Annotated in this window: 12 protein-coding genes; 9 read left to right on the top strand and 3 right to left on the bottom strand. The window is 66.3% G+C overall.

Annotated elements, in window-relative coordinates; genetic code table 11:
• Positions 1-108: 108 nt before the first annotated feature.
• Both C1707_RS19045 and C1707_RS19055 read right to left on the bottom strand, forming a co-directional pair.
• The gene (locus C1707_RS19045; protein ID WP_164467407.1) at positions 109-4,716 is read right to left on the bottom strand and encodes an autotransporter domain-containing protein; all 4,608 of its coding nucleotides are present in this window, start codon (positions 4,714-4,716) and stop codon (positions 109-111) included.
• Positions 4,717-4,953: 237 nt separating this feature from the next.
• Positions 4,954-5,877 (bottom strand): helix-turn-helix domain-containing protein, encoded by a 924-nt coding sequence (locus C1707_RS19055; RefSeq protein WP_164467408.1) that lies wholly within the window; start codon positions 5,875-5,877, stop codon positions 4,954-4,956.
• A gap of 254 nt (positions 5,878-6,131) precedes the next feature.
• Between C1707_RS19055 and C1707_RS19060 the strand changes: the two genes are divergently transcribed.
• The 4 genes from C1707_RS19060 (at position 6,132) to C1707_RS19075 (ending at position 14,169) form a co-directional block, all read left to right on the top strand.
• Positions 6,132-6,779, top strand: a complete 648-nt coding sequence (locus C1707_RS19060) for a DsbA family oxidoreductase (RefSeq protein ID WP_101715359.1) — start codon at positions 6,132-6,134, stop codon at positions 6,777-6,779.
• Positions 6,780-7,017: 238 nt separating this feature from the next.
• Complete coding sequence (gene fusA / locus C1707_RS19065) at positions 7,018-9,435, top strand: elongation factor G (protein WP_240633743.1); 2,418 nt, start codon at positions 7,018-7,020, stop codon at positions 9,433-9,435.
• A gap of 757 nt (positions 9,436-10,192) precedes the next feature.
• The gene (locus C1707_RS19070; RefSeq protein WP_101715358.1) at positions 10,193-12,331 is read left to right on the top strand and encodes an ATP-dependent nuclease; all 2,139 of its coding nucleotides are present in this window, start codon (positions 10,193-10,195) and stop codon (positions 12,329-12,331) included.
• A 2-nt stretch (positions 12,332-12,333) separates the two neighbouring features.
• Positions 12,334-14,169, top strand: coding sequence for a UvrD-helicase domain-containing protein (locus tag C1707_RS19075; RefSeq protein ID WP_101715357.1), 1,836 nt, complete (start codon positions 12,334-12,336; stop codon positions 14,167-14,169).
• A 23-nt stretch (positions 14,170-14,192) separates the two neighbouring features.
• Here C1707_RS19075 and C1707_RS19080 read toward each other — a convergent pair whose 3' ends face one another.
• On the bottom strand, positions 14,193-15,092 hold the full coding sequence (locus tag C1707_RS19080; protein ID WP_240633744.1) for a 3'-5' exonuclease: 900 nt from the start codon (positions 15,090-15,092) through the stop codon (positions 14,193-14,195).
• A gap of 439 nt (positions 15,093-15,531) precedes the next feature.
• On the opposite strand from C1707_RS19080, the gene fliQ reads away from it, so the two are divergent.
• From fliQ to C1707_RS19105, 5 genes are all read left to right on the top strand, one after another.
• Positions 15,532-15,798, top strand: coding sequence for a flagellar biosynthesis protein FliQ (gene fliQ, locus C1707_RS19085; RefSeq protein WP_180896966.1), 267 nt, complete (start codon positions 15,532-15,534; stop codon positions 15,796-15,798).
• A 98-nt stretch (positions 15,799-15,896) separates the two neighbouring features.
• Positions 15,897-16,550, top strand: coding sequence for a c-type cytochrome (locus C1707_RS19090; RefSeq protein ID WP_240633745.1), 654 nt, complete (start codon positions 15,897-15,899; stop codon positions 16,548-16,550).
• Between the two features lie 55 nt (positions 16,551-16,605).
• Positions 16,606-17,523, top strand: a complete 918-nt coding sequence (locus tag C1707_RS19095) for an NAD(P)/FAD-dependent oxidoreductase (RefSeq protein ID WP_101715354.1) — start codon at positions 16,606-16,608, stop codon at positions 17,521-17,523.
• Positions 17,524-17,612: 89 nt separating this feature from the next.
• The gene (locus C1707_RS19100) at positions 17,613-18,872 is read left to right on the top strand and encodes a type II restriction endonuclease (protein ID WP_101715353.1); all 1,260 of its coding nucleotides are present in this window, start codon (positions 17,613-17,615) and stop codon (positions 18,870-18,872) included.
• 106 nt (positions 18,873-18,978) lie between these two features.
• On the top strand, positions 18,979-22,092 hold the full coding sequence (locus C1707_RS19105) for a hypothetical protein (RefSeq protein ID WP_101715352.1): 3,114 nt from the start codon (positions 18,979-18,981) through the stop codon (positions 22,090-22,092).
• The last annotated feature ends 57 nt before the right edge of the window (positions 22,093-22,149 follow it).

Raw genomic sequence — 22,149 nt, forward strand, 5'->3', positions numbered from 1 at the left:
CCCAGATCGGACACCGCCACGGGCTGGCGTGCTGTCCGGCTCAGCCCTCGGCGATCGCGGTTCTGTCGAAGGACGGGGGCGTCATCGCCGCGCCCCCGCCCCTCCTTGTCAGAACTTCCAGCTCAGTTGGGCGCGGGCGCCGTGGTCGGTCGAGCGATCGCCGTAGTCCCCGGAATAGCTGACACCCAGCACGGCGCTTCGGCCGAGGTCGGCTTCGAGGCCCACATTGACGGCCAGGCTGTCCTTGTCGATCGGCGCGCCGTAGATCCTGAACGACGAAGCGGCGGCGTAACCCAGATCGATCGTCGGGACTCGTCCGTCGAACGCATGGCGCAGCGCGGCCGAACCGGTCAGGCGCAGCCCCACCTGGCCCGCGCTGAGATCGCTCCTCAGCCGCAGGCCGACCGAGCCGTAGGTCAGGTGCTGGTCGCCGCCGCCGTTCAGCGCGGCGCTGCCGCCCCGCTCGCGCACATCGGCGTCGGTCAGCGCCACATACGCCGCCTGAACGAACGGCTGCAGCGTCACGCCGGCGACCTCACGCTTCAGGGCGACCTCGCCGAACGCCTGGTAGGTTTGGGCCGAATAGTCGCCGGAAAGGGTTTCGGCGAACGTTCCGAACGCCACCCGGCGCGAGGCTTCGACCTCGTTCCAGGCATAGGCGCCGCCGAGCTCGAACGACAGCGCGCCGCGGGCCGCGAGGACGTAGCCGCCGAGGTGATAGGTCTCGACGTCCTGCCGCGCGCGCGCGGTCTTCAGGTTGCTGGTGCTGTAGCCAGCCGCGAAGCCCGCGCGGAGGCGCCGGCCCAGCGCACCGTCGAAGCCGGTCAGCAGGCCCTGAACGTCGCGGTCGTAGCTTTGCGCGTTGCTGTCGCCCTTCATGGCGCCCCAGCCGCCGAAGACCTTGCCCCATCCGGACAGCCCCTCGGCGCCGGCCAGATCACCGCGCGCCAGGATCGCGTCGCGCACGAAACGGCTGTCCTGAAGCAGCGAGCCACGCAGGCTGGCGTAGTCAGAGCCCGCCAACTGGTCGAACGCGTCGCGCGCCTGCTCGGCCGAGAGGTTGACCACGGTGTCGAAGACCGGGTTGTCCCAGCCCAGCGCCTGGGCGCCCGCCCCAGCGGCGACCTGGTTGGGGGTCGAGCCGATGTCGGCGAAGCTGATATCGTTGCGGCGCAGTCGCAGATAGACGTCGCCGCCGCTGTAGCTGAGCGAGGGGTCGAGGAAGGCCAGGTTCGAGGTCACGCCGTCGAACTTGCCGCCGGCCGCGATGCCGCCGTCGGCGTGCAGGATCAGATAGCTGGTCTGCGGCTTGTAGGTCCCCGCGCCGGCCAGGACCTTGACGGTCCCGCCCTGGATCGTGGCCGCGCCAGACGCGACGATCCTGTCCGATTGCCCCGCGGCGTTCGCCTCGACCTCGAAGACCGAGCCTGGCTTGAAGGTGATCCCCCCGGCCACGTTCAGCGTGCCGATCGAGTTACCGGGCGCGATCGTGCCCGACACGACGGTGGTCCCCACCGTGCCCACGCCCTGCAGGCGAGCGCCGGACCAGACGTCCAGCGTTCCGCCCAGGCGGCCGTTCACCGCCAGCGTGCCGTGCTCGACCGTGGTCGAACCGCCAAAGCTCCTCGAGTCGCCGGTCAGTTCGGTCTTGCCCGCGCCGACCTGGCGAAGAGCGCCCGAGCCGTCGACGAGGCCGGCGAAGGTCAGGCTGTCGGAACGATCGAACGCCAGCGCGCCGTCGACGGACACGTCGCCGAGGATCGAGCCGGTCGTCCCGCCCGCGCCGAGCTTCAGCTGGGCGCCGGCGGCGACGAAGGTGCCGTAGGCATAGGTGTTGTTCGCCGTGAAGGTCACGCCGCCGCTCAGGACGCCCACCGTGCCCGAGCCGGAGACCTTGCCGTCGAAGGTGATGGTATCCGAACGCTTGAAAACCAGCACGGCGTTGTTGACCACGTCGCCGACGATCGAGCCCGAAGCGCCCCCGTCGCCGATCTGCAGCACGCCGCCCTGGATGGTCGTGCCGCCGGCATAGGTGTTGGCGCCGGTCAGGACCAGCGTGCCGGCCTCGGTCTTGACGAGGCCGCCGGCGCCCGTGATCGCCACGCCCACCTTGGCGGCGTTCGACAGCACGCGGATCTCGCTGCCGCCCGCGACGGTGACCAGCTGGCCCGTTCCGTTCAGTTCGTAGCCCTCGTCGACGAACTGCAGGCCCAGGAAGCTTTGCGCGCCCTCCACCGTGACCTGGCCGCCGGTGAAGCCGCCGGCGTCCTTGAAGGTCGCATGGTTGCCCGACCAGCTCGCCGGCGCGTTGCCGCCCTGGTTCAGCCATTGGGTGCTGGCGGCGTTCCAGACGCCGTCGCCGCCCTGCCAGTGCTGCAGGGTGTCGTCGCCGATGACGGCGGCGCTGCTGATGAACAGGTCGACGCGGCCGCTACCCGCCTGCAGTTCGTAGTTCATGTTGCTCAGCGACGGCGTGGCGCCGATGGTCGCCGTGTTGGCGGTCAGGGCGCCGCCGTAGGTGATCAGGCGATAGTAGCCCACACCGGCGACGCCGTCGGCAGAGGCGCCGCTCTGCGAGAGATTCACCACCCCGTTCAGCGCCAGGTCACCGCTGACGACCACGCGGTCGCTGACGCCGGGCGAAGCCGACGAAGCGCCGGGCGCGCCCAGCTCGATGTCGAGACTGGCGCCGGCCGCCAGGGCCAGGTCGCCCGCGATCGACAGCGCGCCGACCGAGTTTCCGGGGGCTAGATGGCCGCCGCTCTGGATGACGGTGTCGCCGACCGTGCCTGAACCGCCCAGCGTCGCACCGGAGGCGACGGTGATGGTCGAACCAGCCAGCGAGCCGTTGACCGACAGGGTTCCGGCCCCGACCGTCGTCGCGCCGGTGAAGGCCGAGGAGTCCCCGGTCAGGATCAGCTTGCCCGTGCCGGCCTTGTTGAAGTCACCCGCGCCCGACAGCGCGTAGTAGTAGGTCCCATCGACGGCCTGGTCGAGGGTCAGGAACGCCCCGCCGGCGATCGCGGCGTCGTTGTCGAGCGTTTCACCCGTGGCGATGACGCCGCCGCCCAGGATGGTCCAGGCCGAACCCGACCAGCCGCTCACCGTAAGCGTTCCCGTCCCCGACTTGGTGACCGCGCCGCCCCTGGAGATCTGGCCGGCATAGACGCCGTCGAACGCCTGGTCGAAGGCGATGGCCCGGCTGCCCCCGCCCGCACCGAAGTTCACGTCGCCGGCCAGGCTGTTGCTGTCGCCCTTCAGCACGCCTTCCTGCACCAGCCACGTCTGGTCGCCCGCGCCAGTCAGGGTCCAGGTGCTGGCGCCCCGCTTCTGGAAGGTGTCGAAACCCATGTAGCCGTAGCCGTCGACGGAGCCGTCCGACCCGATATGCGAGGCGTTGAACGTGTCATCGTCCGCGCCGCCCAGGGCCAGCACGTTGTCGGAGCCGCCGCCGGTCACCGCGACGACGTCGCGGATCCACGACCCCGCGCGAAGCTCCAGGGTGTTGAAGCTGCCAAACAGCTCGATCGCGTAGACGCGCTGGGACCGGTGGTTGACGCCGCCGATGATCGTGCCCGAATTGATGATGGTGGTGGCGCCGGTGCTCGCACCGACAACGCCCCTTCCGCCAGCCCCTGGCACGATCGCGTTGGACGGGTGGCCGCCCGCGCCGCCCTGGATCGTGCCGGCGTTGATCAGCAGCCCCGGCTGGCCGTCCGTGAAGACCACGCCCGCCCCGCCGGCGCCGGAAAAGTTGTTGCCGAAAGCGCCGCGCCCCTCCCCGCCGACGCCGCCGGCGATCACGCCGGTCGCACTGTTCTCGATCGTGCCGCCCCAGGCGATCACGCCGGCGCCGGCCGCGCCGCCGTTCGTATAGCCGTAGCCGCCCTCGCCGCCGGTGATCGTCGCCGCGTTGACGATGGTTCCCTGGTTGCTGAGCACGCCGGCCCCGCCGGCTCCGGCCCAGCCCGCAAAGGTGCCCCCGGCCCCGCCCGTGATCGCGCCGCTGACGACGTTCAGCGTGCCGCCGTTGTAGAGGAACAGGCCCGCGCCGCCGACGCCATACTTGCTGCCCGTGCCGCCCGTGATGGCGCTGCTCGAACCGCCCGCGCCGCCGTCGACAGTCACCGATCCGCCGTTCAGCAGCACCAGGCCGACGCCGCCGCCGCCGCCATCGGCTTGGCTGCTGCCCCGCCCGCCGTCGCCGCCCGTGACGTCATAGCCGGCGGTCGAGAGCTGGACGTTCGCGCCCGTCAGCACCAGCCCGCCGCCGCCGCCTCCGCCGCCCGCGTAGCTGCCGCCATCACCGCCGTTCGTCGCGGCGTAGTCGATGGTCAGCGAGGTGGTTCCAGTGCTGGCGAGCACCCAGCCCAGGCCACCGTCACCGCCGGGGCCAGAGCCGCCGACGCCCCCGCCCCCACCGCCGCCGCCGCCGCCGGCCGAAAGGTCGTTGACGGCCCCGGGCTGACCGCCAGACGCGACGCCGTCGCCGCCGGCCGTCGCCGTGCCGGTCGGCGTGGTCGCCGCCGACCCGCCGCTGGCGGCGTTGGAACGCCCCCCGCCGCCGCCCGCGATGCCGCCGGCGCTGCTCCCAGAACCGCCACCCTGAGTGATCTGGGCCTGAGCCTGCGGCCCCATGACACCAACGGCCAGCGACAGCACCGCCAGCGAGACCGACGTACGGATGGCCCGCGACTTGTTGAACGACTTGCGCACTTCGACACCTGCTGGCCCGTCTTGGCGGGCCGTTCTTGGATTGCAGGGACGCCAGATCGCGTCGCTCGACGCGCTGCCTGGGCCGGGCCCGATCCCCCTGAAACGCGCTCGTGGACTGCGACACCCTCAGGCGAGCTGGGCCGAGTAATCCGCGAGGCGCGTATTCGCCCGTCCCTGCCAGCGGGGCGCGCTGCGGACTATGCGATCCCGGCATGAATGGCGCAGCTTGAAACCGGATCAGTGGGTCTTGCGGCGCAGAGTGTCCGAGGGGCGTTCGCCGAAGCGCAGGCGGTAGGCCTGGGCGAAGCGGCCCAGTTCCCAGAAGCCGTAGGTCATGGCAACGCCCGTCACCTGGGCGGCGGCGGGATCGGAGGCCCGCAGCCTGGCGTGCACGAGGTCCAGGCGACGATTGCGGGCGTAGCGCATGGCGCCCTCCCCCAGGAATTCCTGGCAGGCCAGGTTGAGGGTCCGCTCGGCCACGCCCACGGCCGCGCAGATGTCGCCCAGCGACAGCATCTCCTCCGGACGCTCGTCGAGAACGCGCTCGAAGCGCGCGACGATCTGGCGGTGCCGTCCCACCGCCGCGCCGTCGGGCTTGACCAGGCCCTGGGACAGGCAGGCCAGGAGCTTGTCGACGACCGCGCCGGCCATGGCTTTGGCCGGCAAGGGTTCGGCGATGACCCCGGGGGTGTGCTGGATGACGTCGGAGATGTCGTTCATCAGCCCGACGAGCTCGTTCATCGCAGCCGGCGGCGCCACGAACATGCGGTCGTCGTCGAGCGGCGTCGCCGCCCCAGCCCCCATGAGATCCGGCGCGTGCGCGGTCAGCCGCTCGAACGGCATGGTGACGATGCCGAAGGCCCACGGCATGCCTGGCGGCGACCCCGTGACGGTCCGCTCGTTGGGCCGGAAGTGAAAGATGTGCCGTCCAAACAGCTTCCGTCCCGAGACACGCCGCATGATCCCCGGCTCGGTGGCGAACATGAAGGTGTGGACGCCGGGAATGGCCGCGGTCTGGGCGATGCCCTGGGCGAAGCGGCCCATGCCCAGGTTCAGCCCGCTGAAGCTGGCCCGCGCCAGCATGCCGTCGAAGCGACGGCTGGCGCGTCCGAGCGGAAGAGGCTTGGCGCCCGAATTGATGTCGCCGATCGCCAGCGCCATCGACTCGGGGTCCGTGAACGTGGCGAAGGAGCTTCGGGAGGAAGGCTCGCTGGACGGATCAGACGTCATCGTGATGCTGGGAGGTCGCGGATTGTGTCGGCTTGGCGACATGCGCCAACCGGTATTCCAGGCGCGGGCAAAGAACAACCACAGACTGGCGGGCCAGCGACCTGGCGATCAGGCGCGGCGCGGCCGCCTTGCCTTCCACCGCCCGCGCGCCCAAATCAGCCGTCCATATTCCAGCGGACCGCCTCATGACCAAGCGCCTGAAGATCGATTTCGTCTCCGACGTCTCCTGCCCCTGGTGCGTGGTCGGGCTGGGCGGCCTGGAGACGGCGCTGGAGCGTGTCGCCGACCTGGTCGACGCCGAGATCCATTTCCAGCCCTTCGAGCTCAACCCGGACATGCCGCCCGAAGGCGAGAACATCGTCGAGCACGTGGGCCGGAAGTATGGGGCCACCCGCGAGCAGTCGGCGGCCAACCGCCAGGCGATCCACGACCGGGCCGCCGCCGTGGGCTTCACCATGGCCACCGACGAGAACAGCCGCATCTACAACACCTTCGACGCCCACCGCCTGCTGCACTGGGCCGGCCTGGTCGGCGACCAGAAGGCGCTCAAGCGCGCCCTGTTCGAGGCCTACTTCACCGAAAACGACAGTCCGGCCGAGCACGAGGTGCTGGTCCGCGCGGCGATGAAGGCGGGACTTGATGCGCATGCCGCCCACGAGGTTCTGACCTCCGGGCGCTACGCCCAGGAGGTCCGCGAGGCCGAACGCGCCTGGCAGGCGGCCGGGATCAGCTCGGTGCCGGCCGTGGTGATCAACGACCGCTACCTGATCTCCGGCGGTCAGCCGGCGGAGTATTTCGAGCAGGCCCTGCGCCAGATCGCGGCCGAGGCCTGACTGTCGCCGGGGATCGTTCGACATGGCCGCCGATGCTTCGTGACGGCCGGCGGGCGCTCGTCATCCAGGAGCGTGGCCGGCCGGGCGCGCTTGCTATTCGCCCGATGAATGTCATGGTTGCGCTTGGGGCTATCACCATCTCCGCCTGATAGGGATCTACAGTGACTGCGTTTGTAGGGCGGCGGCGTTCTCGCGCCCAAATTCTCGCTTGCGTGCAAATCGTCGCATCGGCGGCGTCATGAGCGCGACGTCTTCGAAGACCCCGCAGCTCGAGCGCCCGGACGAGGTCCGCCAGCTTGAGAAGACGCTGACCGAGCGCGTCGACGCCCTTCTGCGCGAACCGAGCCCTACACGATTGCTCGAAGTCGCCGAAACCGCTTTCGGCTTGAAGCATGCCGGCTTCGCGCAACTGGCCGCCCCTCCCCTGCGCCATCTGCTCGCGTCCCTGCGCTCGCGCAGCGCGGGTTCCGAGATGGCCGACGCGGCCGGCTTCCTCCTGGCCCGAACCGTCGGCGTGGTCGACGGCGCTGGCCCAGGAACCAGACAAGCTCCGTGGGCGGAAGATCTCACGTCGGCGCCGGCGGCGGCGGCCGTTCCCGCCTCCGCTCTCCCCTATCGGATCGAAGACTACCGCAACTTCGGCGTCATCGCCCACGACCAGGCCGGCAAGGCGACGATGGCCGAGCGGATCCTGTCCTGCGTCGGCAAGACGAAGAACACCGCCGACCTCCAGGGCGGTTTCGCCACCATGGCCTGGGACGAGCCGTCGCAGGACAGCGCCGCTTCCGTCGCCCCTGCCGCCACGGCCGCGATCTGGAACGGGAAGCGCTTCAACGTCATCGACGCCCCGGCTCCCGACGATTTCGCCCTCGAACTTCCGCGAAGCCTGCGTGTCTTGGACGGCGCGGTGATCGTTCTGGACGGCGCGGCCGGCGTGGAGCCCCAGATCGAAACGGCCTGGCGACTGGCCGACGAGGTTCCGCGGATCGTGTTCGTCGACGGGATGGACCGGGCCGACGCCGATTTCGATCGCTCGGTCGCTTCGATAGGCGACCGTCTCGGCGTCAGGGCCGTGCCGATCCAGCTGCCGCTCGGTTCGGGAGCCGGACTGAAAGGCGTGGTGGACTTGCTGCGGATGAAGGCCGTGGTCTGGGACGACGACAGCGGCGCCGCGGGGCGCGATCAGGAAATCCCGACCAACCTGCTGAACGAGGCGCTGGCGGCCCGCGCGCATCTGGTGGAAAGCCTCATCGAGCACGATCGCGAGGCTGTCGTGGCGTTCCGGAGCGGCCGCCCGCCTTCCGTCGAGACGCTGAAGAGAAGCCTGCGCCAGGGCGTCCTGGCCGGCGCCCTCCACCCTGTGCTCTGCGGCTCGGCCGCCAAAGGCAAGGGCGTCCAGCCCATACTCGACGCCGTCGCCGACTACCTGCCTTCGCCCGCCGACGCCCCGCCGGCCAGAGGCGTGGACTTCAAGACCGGAGAGGCCGTCACCCGCATCCCCTCTGACGCCGAGCCGCTGTCGGCCTGGGCGTTCAGGGTCGCGCACGATCCTCTCGTCGGGTCCCTGACCTTCTGCCGCATCTACTCGGGCAAGCTGCAAGAGGGCATGAACCTGCTGAACGCCACCCGCGACAAGCGCGAGCGGGTCGCCCGCATACTGCTGATGCACGCCGACACCCGCGAGGACGTCAAGCAGGCCGGCGCCGGCGACGTGGTGGCCCTCGCCGGACTCAAGGAAACCTGCACGGGCGACACCCTGTGCGACCCTCTGACGTCGCCGGTGATACTGCAGCCGATGGACTGCCCGCCCCCGGTCATCGAGATCCCCGTCGAGCCCAGGTCCCTGACCGGCCAAGAGGCGCTGCGCGGCGCCCTCCGGGGGCTGGTCGCCGACGATCCGTCGCTGATCGTCTCCCTCGACCCGTCCGGCCGCACTATCCTCAAGGGGGCCAGCGAACGGCAACTCGAGGCCAAGCTCGACATCCTCAAGCGAGACTACGGCATAGTCGCCCGGGTCGGCGCGCCACGCGCGGCCTATCTGGAGACGATCACCCGCCCGGCGACGATCGACTACACCCACAAGAAGCAGACCGGCGGCGCGGCGCAGTTCGCGCGCGTCACCATCGCCTTCGAGCCCGGCAAATCGGGATCCGGCTTCGTGTTCGAGTCGGCGATCGCGGGCGAGGCGGTGCCGAAGGCGTTCATCCCCGGCGTCCAGAAGGGACTGGAGGCGGCCAGGGCCAGTGGTCTGCTAGCCGGCTTCCCGGTTGTCGACTTCAAGGCCACCCTGGTGGGCGGCGGGCATCACGACGTCGACTCCACGTTCCTGGCCTTCGAGATCGCCACCCGCACCGCCTTCCAGGAACTGCGCGGCAAGGGTGAGCCCAGGCTGCTCGAGCCGATCATGAAGGTCGAGGTCGTGACTCCAGAAGAGCATCTGGGGCAGATCCTCGGCGACCTGAGCGGCCGTCGAGGCGCGATCCAGGATATAGACAGGCGCGGAAGAGCAGCGACCGTGACCGCGCTGGTCCCCCTGGCGCGCCTCTTCGGCTACGCGCAGGATCTGCGGAGCCTGTCTCATGGCCTGGCGCAGTTCACGATGGTCCATGATCGTTATGCACCGGCGCCAGACACGGCGGCGACGTTCCGAAGCTAAAGGACCGCGCAGGCGCTCGAGCCGTCCATAAACTCCCCCGAGCTCGCGGCGATCGGCGCTCGCGAGTTCGGGGACATCGACGTCATGGCGATCATCGACGGCTTTCAGAAAAGCCGGCGACGATTGGGATCGGCGCGCCAGGCGGGCGTCCGAGCTGGAGGCAAAAAAGAAGGCGCCCTAAGGCGCCTTCGTTGATCACTCCCACTCAATAATACTCAAATCACTCAAGACACTGTAATTAAAGAGATTTTCTAATCACACATTTGTTATCCCGCCGACGAAATCGCCGGAATATTATCACATTGTTTTTTATGGGAAATTTCTCAACTTGACACGACCGCCATAGCGCGCCATTTGATTTTTGCATCAAGTACAGCCTAATATATATCCACACTATATACTTACACAAAAACACACCCAAACCACCCCGAACTACGCTCCAGCCCTCCCCCAAACTCTCCCCACCCGGCCGAGTCGGCGCGTTCGAGACCGACAGCGTGCGCGGGCGCCCATTTCATTCCATCCGGCCTGCCGCTCTGCATCCCCAAAATGGTCAGCCAGGCTCATCTGAAAAATACCGTCGCCCTCTCATGAAAAGCCTGTGGCGCAAGGCGTTTCAGTCACAGCGCCTTCGGATTGGCGAGGCAAAGACGCCACCTATCCCGCCCGTGCCATAGCGAGTATCGCCTCCACCACTTCACGGCGAAGTTGCGATCCGCCAAGGTGCCCCAATCAAGCTGGGCCGTGGCGAGCGTACATGCACATTTCTAGACTGCAGCTGGTCAACTACCGCAACTTCGCGCGAACCAGCGTGACGTTCAAAGGCGGCGTCAACACGATCATCGGGGAGAACGGCTCGGGTAAGACCAACCTCTTCCGCGCCATTCGCCTGCTGCTCGACGGCAACCTTTCCTGGTCGGCCAGCCGCATGACCCGCGACGACTTTCATCGGGGCCTAGGCCCCGATTGGCAGGGCCATTGGATCATCATTAGCTTGGACTTCGCCGACGTCTCGGACGACGAGGCGGTACAGGCCATGTTCCTCCACGGCGCCGGTGACGCCGCCGCGGGCGGCGCCGTCGATCGGGCCAGCTACACCCTCGTCTGTCGGCCCAAAGCGCCACGCCGCGTCCAGCTTTCCAAACTGGCGGCCGGTGACGTCGCTGGGCTGGACGCGATCCGCGCCGAGATGACCATCGACGACTATGAGACAGCGCTATTCGGCAAGAGCACGGCCGACTTCACCGATCCGGCCGCCTACACGGCCCTGGTGGGGGATTTCAGCGCCGTCCAGTTTCCAGCCGAACTGGAGCCGCCTGGCCTGGGCTTCCGGATCCAGGGGGCGATGACGATCTATGACCACGTCTGCTTCACGTACATCCAGGCCCTGCGCGACGTGGTCGAGGAGTTCCGCAACAACCGCACTAATCCGCTCCTGGGGCTGCTGCGGAGCAAAAGCGGCAAGATCAGCGCCGCGACCATGGACCCCATCACGGCCCTGGTTGATCAGCTCAACGGCAAGATCTCCGACCTCGACGACGTTCAGGAGGTCCGCAGGAACATCCGCGAGACGATTTCCGACGCTGCGGGGGTGACCTACTCGCCCACCAAGCTCTCGATCCGTTCGGAACTGCCGACCGAGGCCGACCGCCTGTTCCAGTCCCTGAAACTCTTTGTCGGCGAGGCCGACGACGGCCACGAGGGCGGCGTCCAGGATCTCAGCCTGGGCGGCGCCAACCTGATCTACCTCACTCTCAAGCTCCTGGAGTTCAAATACCAGAAGGGCAAGCAGGCCTGCGCCAACATCCTGCTGATCGAGGAGCCGGAAGCCCACATCCACACCCACATTCAGAAGACCCTGTTCGAGCGACTGAAGTACGACGAGACCCAGATCATCTATTCGACCCACTCGACCCACATCTCCGAGGTCAGCAAGGTCGACAGCATCAATATCCTGGCGCGGTCGGGAGCCAGCTGCGAGGCCTATCAGCCCTCGGTCGGTCTCGATACCGACCAGATCGGTGCGCTCGAACGCTACCTCGACGCGGTGCGATCCAACCTACTCTTCGCCAAGAGTGTGATCCTCGTGGAAGGCGACGCCGAGGAAATCCTCATCCCTATCCTGGTCAAACAGGTGCTCGGGATCAGCCTCGACGAGATGGGCGTCAGCCTGATCAACATCCGCAGCACCGGCTTCGAAAACATCTCGGTCCTCTTCCACGCCGACCGCATCCGCAAACGCTGCGCGATCATCACCGACTTGGATGCGCCAACCATCGACATCACGGTCCATGAGGGCGACACCAAAGAGACAATCACCGACAAGGGCGTCGCCGAGCGCTCGGCCAAGGCCGGAGCGGACCGTCACGAGCGCCTGACGGCCATGGAGGCGGCCAACCCGCTGGTCAGCTGCCACTTCGCTGATCACACCTTCGAGGTCGACTTCATCAAGGCAGGCAACGTCCAGACCGTCGTGGACGTCGTGCCTGAACTCTACGTGCAGAAGGCCTATCGCGACGCGGCCATCGCGCGCCTGGCGTCAGGCAAACTCGATGAGTACGGCCCCCAGGTGCTGTTCCTGGCCAACAAGGCCGGCAAGGGCTGGTTCGCGGTGATGCTGGGCCGGCTGATCACGGCCGACACCATCGTGCCAGGCTACATCCTAGATGCACTGCTGAAGGTCCATGCGCCGCTGTCGGCGCCGACGATCGCGGCGATCATCGACCATCGACTCGCGGCCTTGCAAGCCAACGGCGCGGACGAGCTCGATATCCTGATGCTGGGCGTGGAGGTGGAAAAGTACCGCACCGGCGAGATCGATCTGGATGCGCTGAAGGCCAGCCTACTTGCGAACTACCCGGAAGGGACGCTCGCGGAAATTCTAAGCAGGCTCTGACCATGTTCGTCTGGGCAGAAGATGACCTCAACGCCGAGCAGGCCGCCGCCGTGATGGAGCCCGGCAGCGTTTTTCTCACCGCCTGCCCCGGTAGCGGCAAGACCCGCACCCTCACCTATCGGATCGCCCGCGAACTCTCCCTCCTGACCTCCCCCCAGCAGCGCGTGATGGCCATCACCTACACTCATCGCGCCGCCGAAGAGATCCAGGACCGGATCGACGGCCTGGGCGTGGACAGCTCACGACTTTGGATCGGAACAATCCACGCCTTCTGTCTGGAATGGATCCTCAAGCCCTACGGGATCTACCATCCTTCGCTGCGCAATGGATTTCGGGTGATCGACCCCCAAGCGCGCGACGCGCTGCTCGACGAGCTCTGCGCGGCCAGCAAGGTCCCGGGCCTGTCGCGGTGGGAATGCGACCACTATGTCACGACCAGCTCGACAATCTTCCAATGCCGGGACGCCACACTGGCCCCGCATGTGGAGACCATCCTCAAGCAGTATCGGGCTCGACTGCAGGCCGATCGCCAGATCGATTTCGAGATGATGCTGAAGTTCTCCTATCAGCTCATCAAGCGTGGCGACGCCGTCGCCAAGATCCTCAGCCGGATCTTCACCTGTATCCTGGTCGACGAGTACCAGGACACCAAAGAGATCCAGTACGGCATTCTGGCCGCGATCCTGAAGGCCGGCGGAGGCGAGACCCGCGCCTTCATCGTCGGCGACCCCAACCAGGCGATCCTGGCCTCGCTTGGCGGCCACGCCATGGCGGTCGCCGACTTCGCCACCCTGGCCAGCGTAGCCCTGGTGGAGAAGGACCTGTCGCGAAACTACCGCTCCTCGCGGCGGATCGTTGAGTACTTCGGACACTTCAACGAGCTGACGGCCACCATCGAGGCGGCCGGCGAGCATCGGGACTTCGCCAGCCTCATCACCTACGACACAGAGACCCACCAGAAGGACCTGGAGGCCGAACTGGTGCGGCTGATCCGGCGTAGCATCGAGGTCGAAAAGATCGCACCGCACGAGGTCTGCGTCGTGGCGCCGCAATGGGCCAAGCTCGCGACAATGACCCGGGCCCTGATCGCGGCCTTGCCAGAGTACGAGTTCAACGGACCCGGCGCCATTCCCTTCGCCCGAAGCCCGGACAATTTCTGGTACAAGGTCAGCCGGATCGTCCTGACCAAACCCCACCCGGCGCTGTTTGTCCGCCGGCTGCGCTGGGCTGGCGAGGTGCTGCGCGAACTGATCAACGCCGGCGCGCCCGTCGAACACCTGTCGCGGCGAGACTTCCTCAGACTCTGCAACGGCATCCGCCTGAACGAGCTGGATGGCTTGACCTATCTGCGCCTGTTTTTCGACGCCTTACTGGACGTGCTGGGTCTGTCGATCGACGACTACGACACTATCAAAGACCACCACGTCGCGTTCTTCGACGCTTCGACGGCCCGGCTGAAGCTGTTGGTCAAGGAGGGCGGCGAGGGCCTGTCGGAATTGAGCGCTTTTCAGAAGGTGTTCTCCGAGCGATCCGGCATCACCGTCTCCTCGATCCATGGGGTCAAGGGCTTGGAGTTCGACACGGTGATCGCCTACTGCCTGCTCGAGGATATGGTCCCTCATTTCAGCGATCCGGAGGGGCAAGCCAGCGCCACCAAGCTCCTGTACGTCATCGGCTCCAGGGCCAGAAAGCACCTGCACCTGATCTCCGAGCAGGGACGCCAGAACAAGTATCGAGAACCCTATCTGCCCACCAAGCGGCTCGAAACCTACGCCTATGGATACGACGCCTGGCCCTCACCGCCGCCAACGACCGGCGTGGCGCCGGCCCCGCCCTGATCGACAAACGCGGGCTCCCTGTCTCAGATTCGATCCGAGAAGCGCTCGAACGCCGTGATTTTCCGGGTCGGCAGGTGGATCTCGCCGCCATAGATCTCCTTGGCGAGATACTCCAGCTCCGCGTCCCGATCAGCCTCGGCCACGTCGATGTACCAAGCCTTGGGGGTTGGCCCCTCCTCGCCGTTCCAGCGATAGCCACGCGCCTTCAGCCGATCTTTCAGGTCGAAAGGCGAACGTTCGGCCCAGATGCGCCAGCTCGGCTGGCGAGCGACCTCGAGCAGATGAGAGAGCGCCGTGCGACCGCTCTTCAGCGGACGGCCCAGGATCTCCAGTCCCGCCAGGCAGTCGTTCTCGGCCCGGTGGCCTTCAAAGAAGAAACCGCACTGGCTGGCGAGATACGAAAGCTTGGTCCCCTCAAAGCCCTCCCCGGCCCAATCGACCTGGCTCATCGAGCATGCCCACCCCTTCAGCTTGAACGCCTCGCACAGACGCTCGACGAAGCGCCGGTCGAACTGAGCGTTGTGGGCGATGACCACGGCGGCTTGGGCGATGAAGGCGGCGACGTCGTTGGGATCGATGGCGTGACCAGCGACCATTTCGTTGGTGATGCCGGTGATCCGGGTAATCTCCGCGGAGATCGGGACTTTCGGTTCGCGCAGGGCGGTGAACGCCTCACCGACCGCGCAAATGCGCCCATCGGCGTCGTATTTGAACGGCACCATGGCCAGTTCGATGATCTCGTCGCGGGAGGAATCCGTCCCGGTGGTTTCCGTATCGATGTAGACGCCGTCCTTCAGCAGTGCGGCGTTGGTGATCGGCGCCAGGGTGCAGGACTCTAGCCGACGCAGCAGGCGATAGCGGCCGCTGGCTTCAAGCTGAGCCGCCATGACCTCAAGAGCAGCCAGATCCGGAGTTTCGATCACGTACTTGGTCGACCTCTAGGCTTGTCCTCAGCTTGACCAGACAGCGGTGCTTACCGCGCCTGGCAACGTTCCTCACCTTGGTAGCGAGATTCTCATCGATCTTCTCGCAAGCGCCAAGACAGCTTGAAGCCAGCGCAGGTTCAACCACGGCCCGATCTGACGATTTAGCGCGCGTTGAGGGGTGAGCGGGTCCCGATGCGTAACCCCATAAAAGCGCTGACAGCGGGGATCCTATGGTCCGCCAAAAGACGAGACACGATCGCGCACGTCGGCGTCGGCCCGGTCCCCTTTTGGGGACGGCGGCGCCCCTCATCGCCACCTTTGGCGTCGGACCGACCGCGTACGAAATCTTCGCAGCGAACACACCCAAGGCCGATAACCGGATTTGGATCTCCTACCCACATCGTGATTTCCGGGGGCCAGCGCCCTCCCCGGGGCGCTGATGGACGGCGCCGAAGTTCTAGACGTGGCCCGAGCCGCGATCTGGCTGACGGTGGAAATCTCGGCGCCGATTTTGATCGCCGGCCTGGTTGTCGGCGTCGCAATCGGTCTTTTTCAGGCCCTGACCCAGATCCAGGAGCAGACGCTCGTCTACGCTCCGAAGATCGTGGCGATCTTTATCACGCTCCTGATTTTCCTGCCGATGATGGCCGCCCTGATGAAGAAATTCATGGAGCAAATCGCGCAACGGATCGCTGCGATGTAGCCGCACGGGGCGGCGGCGGACCTCACCATACTTTCGAAACAGGCGCGGCCCGTGGCGGCGATCTCAGCCTTGTAGAACTCAAAAGGGAGGTAAGACCGATGCAAGTGATGGGGTGGGATCTGAGACATCCGAGAACGCATCTCGGAATCGTCGTCGTGCTGGGCGCAGCTGCACTGCTAGCGGCGATGGCCGTTGGCCTAACCATAGGCTTGGGGCTTTACAATATCGGCGCCGACGCGCCTCACACGCGGCCAGTCTACAAGGTGCTGCAGACCCTGCGCGACCGGTCCATCAGTGTCCGGGCGGCGGACATTAAGCCGCCAGCGAACCTGGGCGATCCCAAGCGGATCGCGAGCGGCGCGGGTCTTTACACCGAGATGTGCAGCGGCTGCCATCTCGCGCCTGGCCTCGAAAAGACCGAGATGAGCCAGGGGCTCTATCCTCAAGCGCCGGAGCTTTGGCAGAGCGTAGACCTCACCGCCGGTGAACAGTTCTGGGCGATCAAACACGGCATCAAGATGACGGCCATGCCGGCGTGGGGACGAACCCACAACGATGAGCTGATCTGGGACATGGTGGCGTTTGTCCGCCAGTTACCCACGATGTCTCCCGCACAATACCAAGCGGCCATCAAGAGCGCCCCAGCCGACCACGATGAGATGATGAAGGAAGGCGGGATGCCGGGCATGGCGATGCCAGGGATGACAATGGCGCCCAAAGAACCGGACGCTCATCCCGGCCACGACCACTGACGTGTGCAAGGGCAAGCCTCGACAACCCGGCCATGCCCTCGATCCGGAGCTTCTGATGGACGATATCTTCGACTGCCTGATCCTCGGAGCGGGTCCGGCCGGGCTCGCTGCGGGGCTCTATCTGCGGCGGTTTCGCCGAACCGTGTTGATCGCCGACGCCGGACAAAGCCGTGCAGCGTTGATCCCGCGCAGCCACAACGTTCCGGGTTTCACCGGGGGTATCCGTGGGGCGGACTTGCTTGCCCAGCTGCGCGAGCAACTGACGCCGTTCGGCCCCGTGGAGTGGGCGGGCCGTATAACGCGGCTGGATCGGGTCGACGAGACCGTTTGGCGCGCGACCATAGCCGATCGGGCTGTGTTCGGCCGGACCATCCTTTTTGCAACGGGTGTGGTCGACCGGCGACCGCCAATCTCCGAGCCTGACCAGGCGATCCGTGATGGGTTACTTCGGTTCTGTCCGATCTGTGACGGCTTCGAAGCTATGCTGGATAGGATCGCTGTCATCGGGGCGGACGATCACGCCGCAAACGAGGCGTTGTTCCTTCGCGCCTACAGCCCCAGTGTCAGCATGTTGACCCTGGGTCCCAACCATGAGGTCTCGCGTAGCAGTCGCGAGGCTCTCGATGCAGCGAACATACCGCTGATTTCTGTTCAGTCCGACCACCTGATGGTGGAGCGTGGTCGGCTGCGTGCCCGGCGGATGGATGGCTTGGCGCTCGATCCCTTCGAGGTCGTTTATGGCGCCCTGGGCGTCAAGCCGCAATCGGACCTCGCCCAGGCGATTGGCGTCGGCGTCGACCGATCAGGATGTATCCTCGTCGATGAGCACCAGCGCACGAACCTTCCAACCATCTATGCCGCGGGGGACGTCGCGCGAGGTCTTAACCAGATCAGCGTCGCCGTCGGTGAGGCGGCGATCGCCGCGACCGCCATCCACAATAGCCTCGCCCCCGCGCGCACGGTCCATGACTGAGGTGTGGCGTCCGACATCTCCGTACGCAGGAGAGCTCGTGATCGCAGATCAGCGCTCCGAGCGGGCATATCTTAAGAGGGGGAACGGGATTGTCCGACGAGTTGACGCGTGAACTGCTGAGCCGCTGGCGGAACGATCCAAGCGGCGCCTATCAAAGTTGGTTTCTTTGGGAGGATCGCCTGAAGAACTTCCGATCGATCCGACGAGGCGTCCAGCAAGTCGCCGCCGAGATCGAGGCGGAGCGATTTGGCGTGACCTACCGCGGGTCGTCCCTAGAGACTGTCGTCCACTCGATCGCCGAGCAGCGACAGGTGTTCAAGGGGGCAGACCATGCCTTTCTGTGGAAGCCCAAACTGCGGATCCCCGACATCTATGAGCACCCAGGAAACCAGCGCGCCTTCGGCCGGTTGCTGGACGCCTGCGTCTGTTGCGACACCGAAGAGCACGTCCTGGCGGAAATCCGCCGGATCGATGCGCTGAAGATCAAAGGCCTGGGTCCAGCGGTGGCCAACATCCTCTACTTCTTGCACCCGACCATAGCTCCGCCGTTCAATACCGCGATCGTGCGCGGCTACAACGCCCTGACTGGCGCCAACGTGAAGCTTGGCCGATGGGATGAGTACCTTGCGATGCGGCAGGGTCTGATCGCGTTCAATAGCAAACACCGGGACCTGCTATCCAACGACCTTGGAGCGGCAGCAGCGTTCTGTTTCGACTTGGGCGTCGGACTCTATGCGCCGCCCCCGCGAACCAATGACGCCGTTGCGCGAGCTGACTGGGCAGCGGATTTGGCCAAAGTTCGCGCCCAGGCCGCCAAACCCTCGGCGGCTGAGGCGGACGCGCGGACCCATACCGAAATCCAGGGCTGGCTACGCGATCTAGGGCGCGCGCTCGGCTACGACGTCTGGATCGCCCAAAACGACCGCGGGCGGCCGTGCGGTCCCGGCCGCCTGGGCGATCACTGTATGGAGCGATTGCCACCGGCGCTTGATAGCCGCCCAGGCGCCGAAGCGGTCCGCCTGATCGATGTGCTGTGGTTGAACACGGCGGGCGCCATCGTGGCCGCCTTCGAGGTGGAGCACACCACCTCGATCTATTCCGGGATCGTGCGGATGCTGGACCTCGCCCTGGGCGGCGACGCAAGCGGCCTCCACAGCCTGTTCCTCGTCGCGCCAGACAAGCGTGAAGCGGACGTGCGTGCGCAGATCGCCCGCCCGGCCTTCAGCCGGATCGCGGACCTGAGCGTGCGCTACCTGCCCTACAGCGCGCTGGAGCAGCATCGCGACGCGATGGCCCGTTTCGGATCCGGCGTTGCAGCGCTTGAGAAAGTCTCCCACCGGCTCACCTAGACGCCAGCTCCCGATCCTGGGTTGCACTCAAGGCGCAGCTCCATTTTGCTGATAGGCCACGGGCCGATTCATCGGTCGCCTGCATGCTGGGACGCCCCGCGCCGCCATGGACTTTCTCGACAAGCAGATCGCACCCCCGCGATCCTGGGACAAGTTCGAGGAGCTGACCCGCGCGGTGTTCGCCGAGCTTTGGTCCGATCCACACGCCCGCCGTCACGGGCGCTCGGGGCAAAAGCAGTTCGGTGTCGACGTCTTCGGCAACCCGGTGGACTCACCTGGGAAAACTTTCGGCGTCCAGTGCAAAGGCAAGAACGTCAACTACGGCGCCGTTGCGACGATTGAGGAGTTCGACGCTGAACTGGCTAAGGCCGAGCTCTTCAGTCCACCGCTCGGCCATTGGACCTTCGTAACAACGGCGCCAGACGACGGCCCCCTCCAACGCCATGCCCAGGCCGTTTCCGAACAACGCCTCGCCCAAGGCCTCTTCCCGGTGGTCGCGTTCGGGTGGGAGACGATGCTGGCGTTGATCGCTCTGCAGCCGAACGTGATCAGCGCTTTCTATCCCGAGCATTCCGGCGTCCTGCGGCAGGTCTTGGCGACGTTGAAGGGCCTGCCCTCAAACGGCCAACTCGCCGATCTCCTCCAAGCCATCAGGGGCGCCACGGGGCATACGCCGCCCCAAACATCAGCCCTCGACTGGGTGGAGGTTCGGTTCGAGGCGCAGCGGGGACTCGGACCGGCCCTGATGGGGAGACCGCTGGGTCCCGCCGATGTGGTCGCCTGCCCCACCCTGCCCGAGGTATCGACACTGCTGGAGGACCTGGCTCGTGCGGGAAGCGCCCGCCTGGCCGGCGTCGCCGGCGCCGGCAAATCGATCTGTGCGCTGCAGACAGCGCACGCGCTACGCGCCCATGGATGGCGTGTCATGCGCCTGCTCGACCCGACGGGCGCCATCCCATCCTTCGCCGCCGACGACGAACGAACGATCTATCTGATTGACGATGCTCATCTGGCCAATCCAGGCCAGCTGCGCGTGCTGGAAGAAGCGACAGACGCCAGGCGCCGGCTTCTGACGACCCACACCTCCCTGGACGGTAAGACGAGCGCTCCAGGAACCGTCCATCTGGACGCCAAGCGCGCGGTCAAGGTGATCGCCGCCGGGCTTCGTGCAACGCCGGAGCAGACTCTCGCGGCGGTCAAGGCCGCTGATGATCGCGTCGGCGATCGCATTGGAGACGAAAGGCTCGAGCATCGCCTGGAAGCGGCCGAGGCGGCCGACTTTCCGTGGCAGTTCTGCTTCACCCTGGGCGGCGGCTGGCGCCGAGCCAAGTCGATGGCCGACTCGGCCAGGGCCGCCTCGGCTGATCTGGTGCTGGCGGCGGCGGCAGTTCGTCAGCTGGCGTCCCGCGATGCGCCCTGCGCCCTGCCCCAACTCCAAGCCCTGGTCGGCGATGAACTGCGCCCCGACCAGGTAAAGGCCGCCGTTGCCTGGCTGGTCGGCCAGCGCCTGCTCCTCAGCGAAACAGATCTGCGCTGCCCTCACCAACGGCTCGCGGGCGCGCTGCTCGACCAGATCCTCGACGGCCAAGCCGCCGAGGGCCGCGCCCTGATCGGCCGCCTGATCACCGCGGCGCTGACCGACCCCGCCTTGCCGCTGGGGGGATTTGCTTTGCTGCTGCGAGAACTGACCTCCGGCCACGCCTACGGACGCTGGAATCGCCTGTTTTCCAAAGAGGCGCTCTGTATCGCGCGGGCGCGGGTCTGGATCGCAGCGTCAGCTGCCGAGGTCCGGGAAGCGTGCTGGTTTCTCAATGAAGCCAGCTCCGAGCTCCCCGACGCAGCAGCGGACTTCGAGGCGCATCTTGACGTGTTCGCGGGCTGGGTCGAAAGCGCTCCCGGAGGCGCCTGCTATGCTTTGAGCGCCGTAATCGGCCGAAGCTCGGCACGCGACACCACTGCGTTAGCGATCCGTCAACGCGTCTCCGCCGCCAAGATCGCCGACGCGATCAACGCCGCACCTGCACTCTACGCTTCCGAAATCACCGAGTTGATTTCCGCGCTCCGATCTTGGGAAGATCAAGCCTGGATTGCTGCGTTTCTTGCGGCGCTAGATCGCAAGCAGTGCCTTGCGCTGGTTTCATCATGGCCAGCGGACGCCTGGCTCTCCTCAGCCGCCAGCTATTGCCAGAACCTTTTTTACGTGGACGAAGCCTTGGGGCTCGACCTCGTTGAAGCCCTCATTCCCGCGGTCGCCGAACGGGTTAGCGCTGACCCGCAGTACGCATTCCATGAGCTCGACGACATCGTTCGCGACACGCTTCGAGTGCACGACGTCCTTGAGGTCTTCGTTGGGAAGCTGGCCCCCACCAAGCGCATGAAACAGTTGGCGCGGCAGCTCTGTCGCTGCTGGGATCCCCGCGACCTTGGCGCCAAGCTATCGCTCAGCACCCAGCGAAACTTCCAGACCGCGGCTTTCCTCCTGCTCTTCATGAGCAAGGTCGCGCCCAAGCAGTTCGAAGCGACGATCCTGGCTATGGATTGGAACGCGGTGGATGCGGCAATCGGCAAGGGCTGGGAGAACGGCATAGGCGACGCCCGGATGCTGCTGAGCGTCGCGTCGGGCAGTCCAGCCGGGCGCAACGCCGTCAAAGCAATGATCGAGCGCAACGAGCCGCGCATCGCATCGCTTTCGCTGCACCTGGCCAACCTCAATCCGGACACGGCCATCCGCCACATCGCGGCTGGCAAGCCGCTTGCGGTAGCGCCCTACGATAGCGTCGAGTGGCTGAAAGCCGCCTTGGTCGGGGCAAGGCTTGCGGTCTTACACCCCGAACTCCTAATCCCCATGCTGGCGCCGCACTACACAGCCATGGCGAAAAACCTCAGCCAGGCCAGCCCGTCCTATTGGAACGAAGCTCAAATCCTGCTGACGCTGATCGCCGAGCGCGATCCGGCAGGGCTCTCAACCATATTCGACCAGATCGACCCGGCTCTGGCGCTCGTCGCCTGGCGAAATGGCCTGCAGGGCCTCCATGCTGAACACCGCCGAGGTCGCTCGTTCTCAAGCAAGGACGTGGCCGCCTTCCTGGTCCACCACGCCCTGGCCAGAACCGATGCGATCGGGGACGTGGCTCGCGCCCTGCGTCGCCAGTTTCCGAAGACCTCGATCCCCCCAGACGATCATCTCGAGCCCCTGGATCTCACCAAAATGGTCCCATAGCGGGCTCAGCTGCGCTTTGAGAAAATCCAAGGGGTGTTTTCCTCCTGGGCGTATAGC

Origin of the sequence: Caulobacter flavus (assembly GCF_003722335.1) — a bacterium.
Classification (GTDB): Bacteria; Pseudomonadota; Alphaproteobacteria; order Caulobacterales; family Caulobacteraceae; genus Caulobacter; species Caulobacter flavus.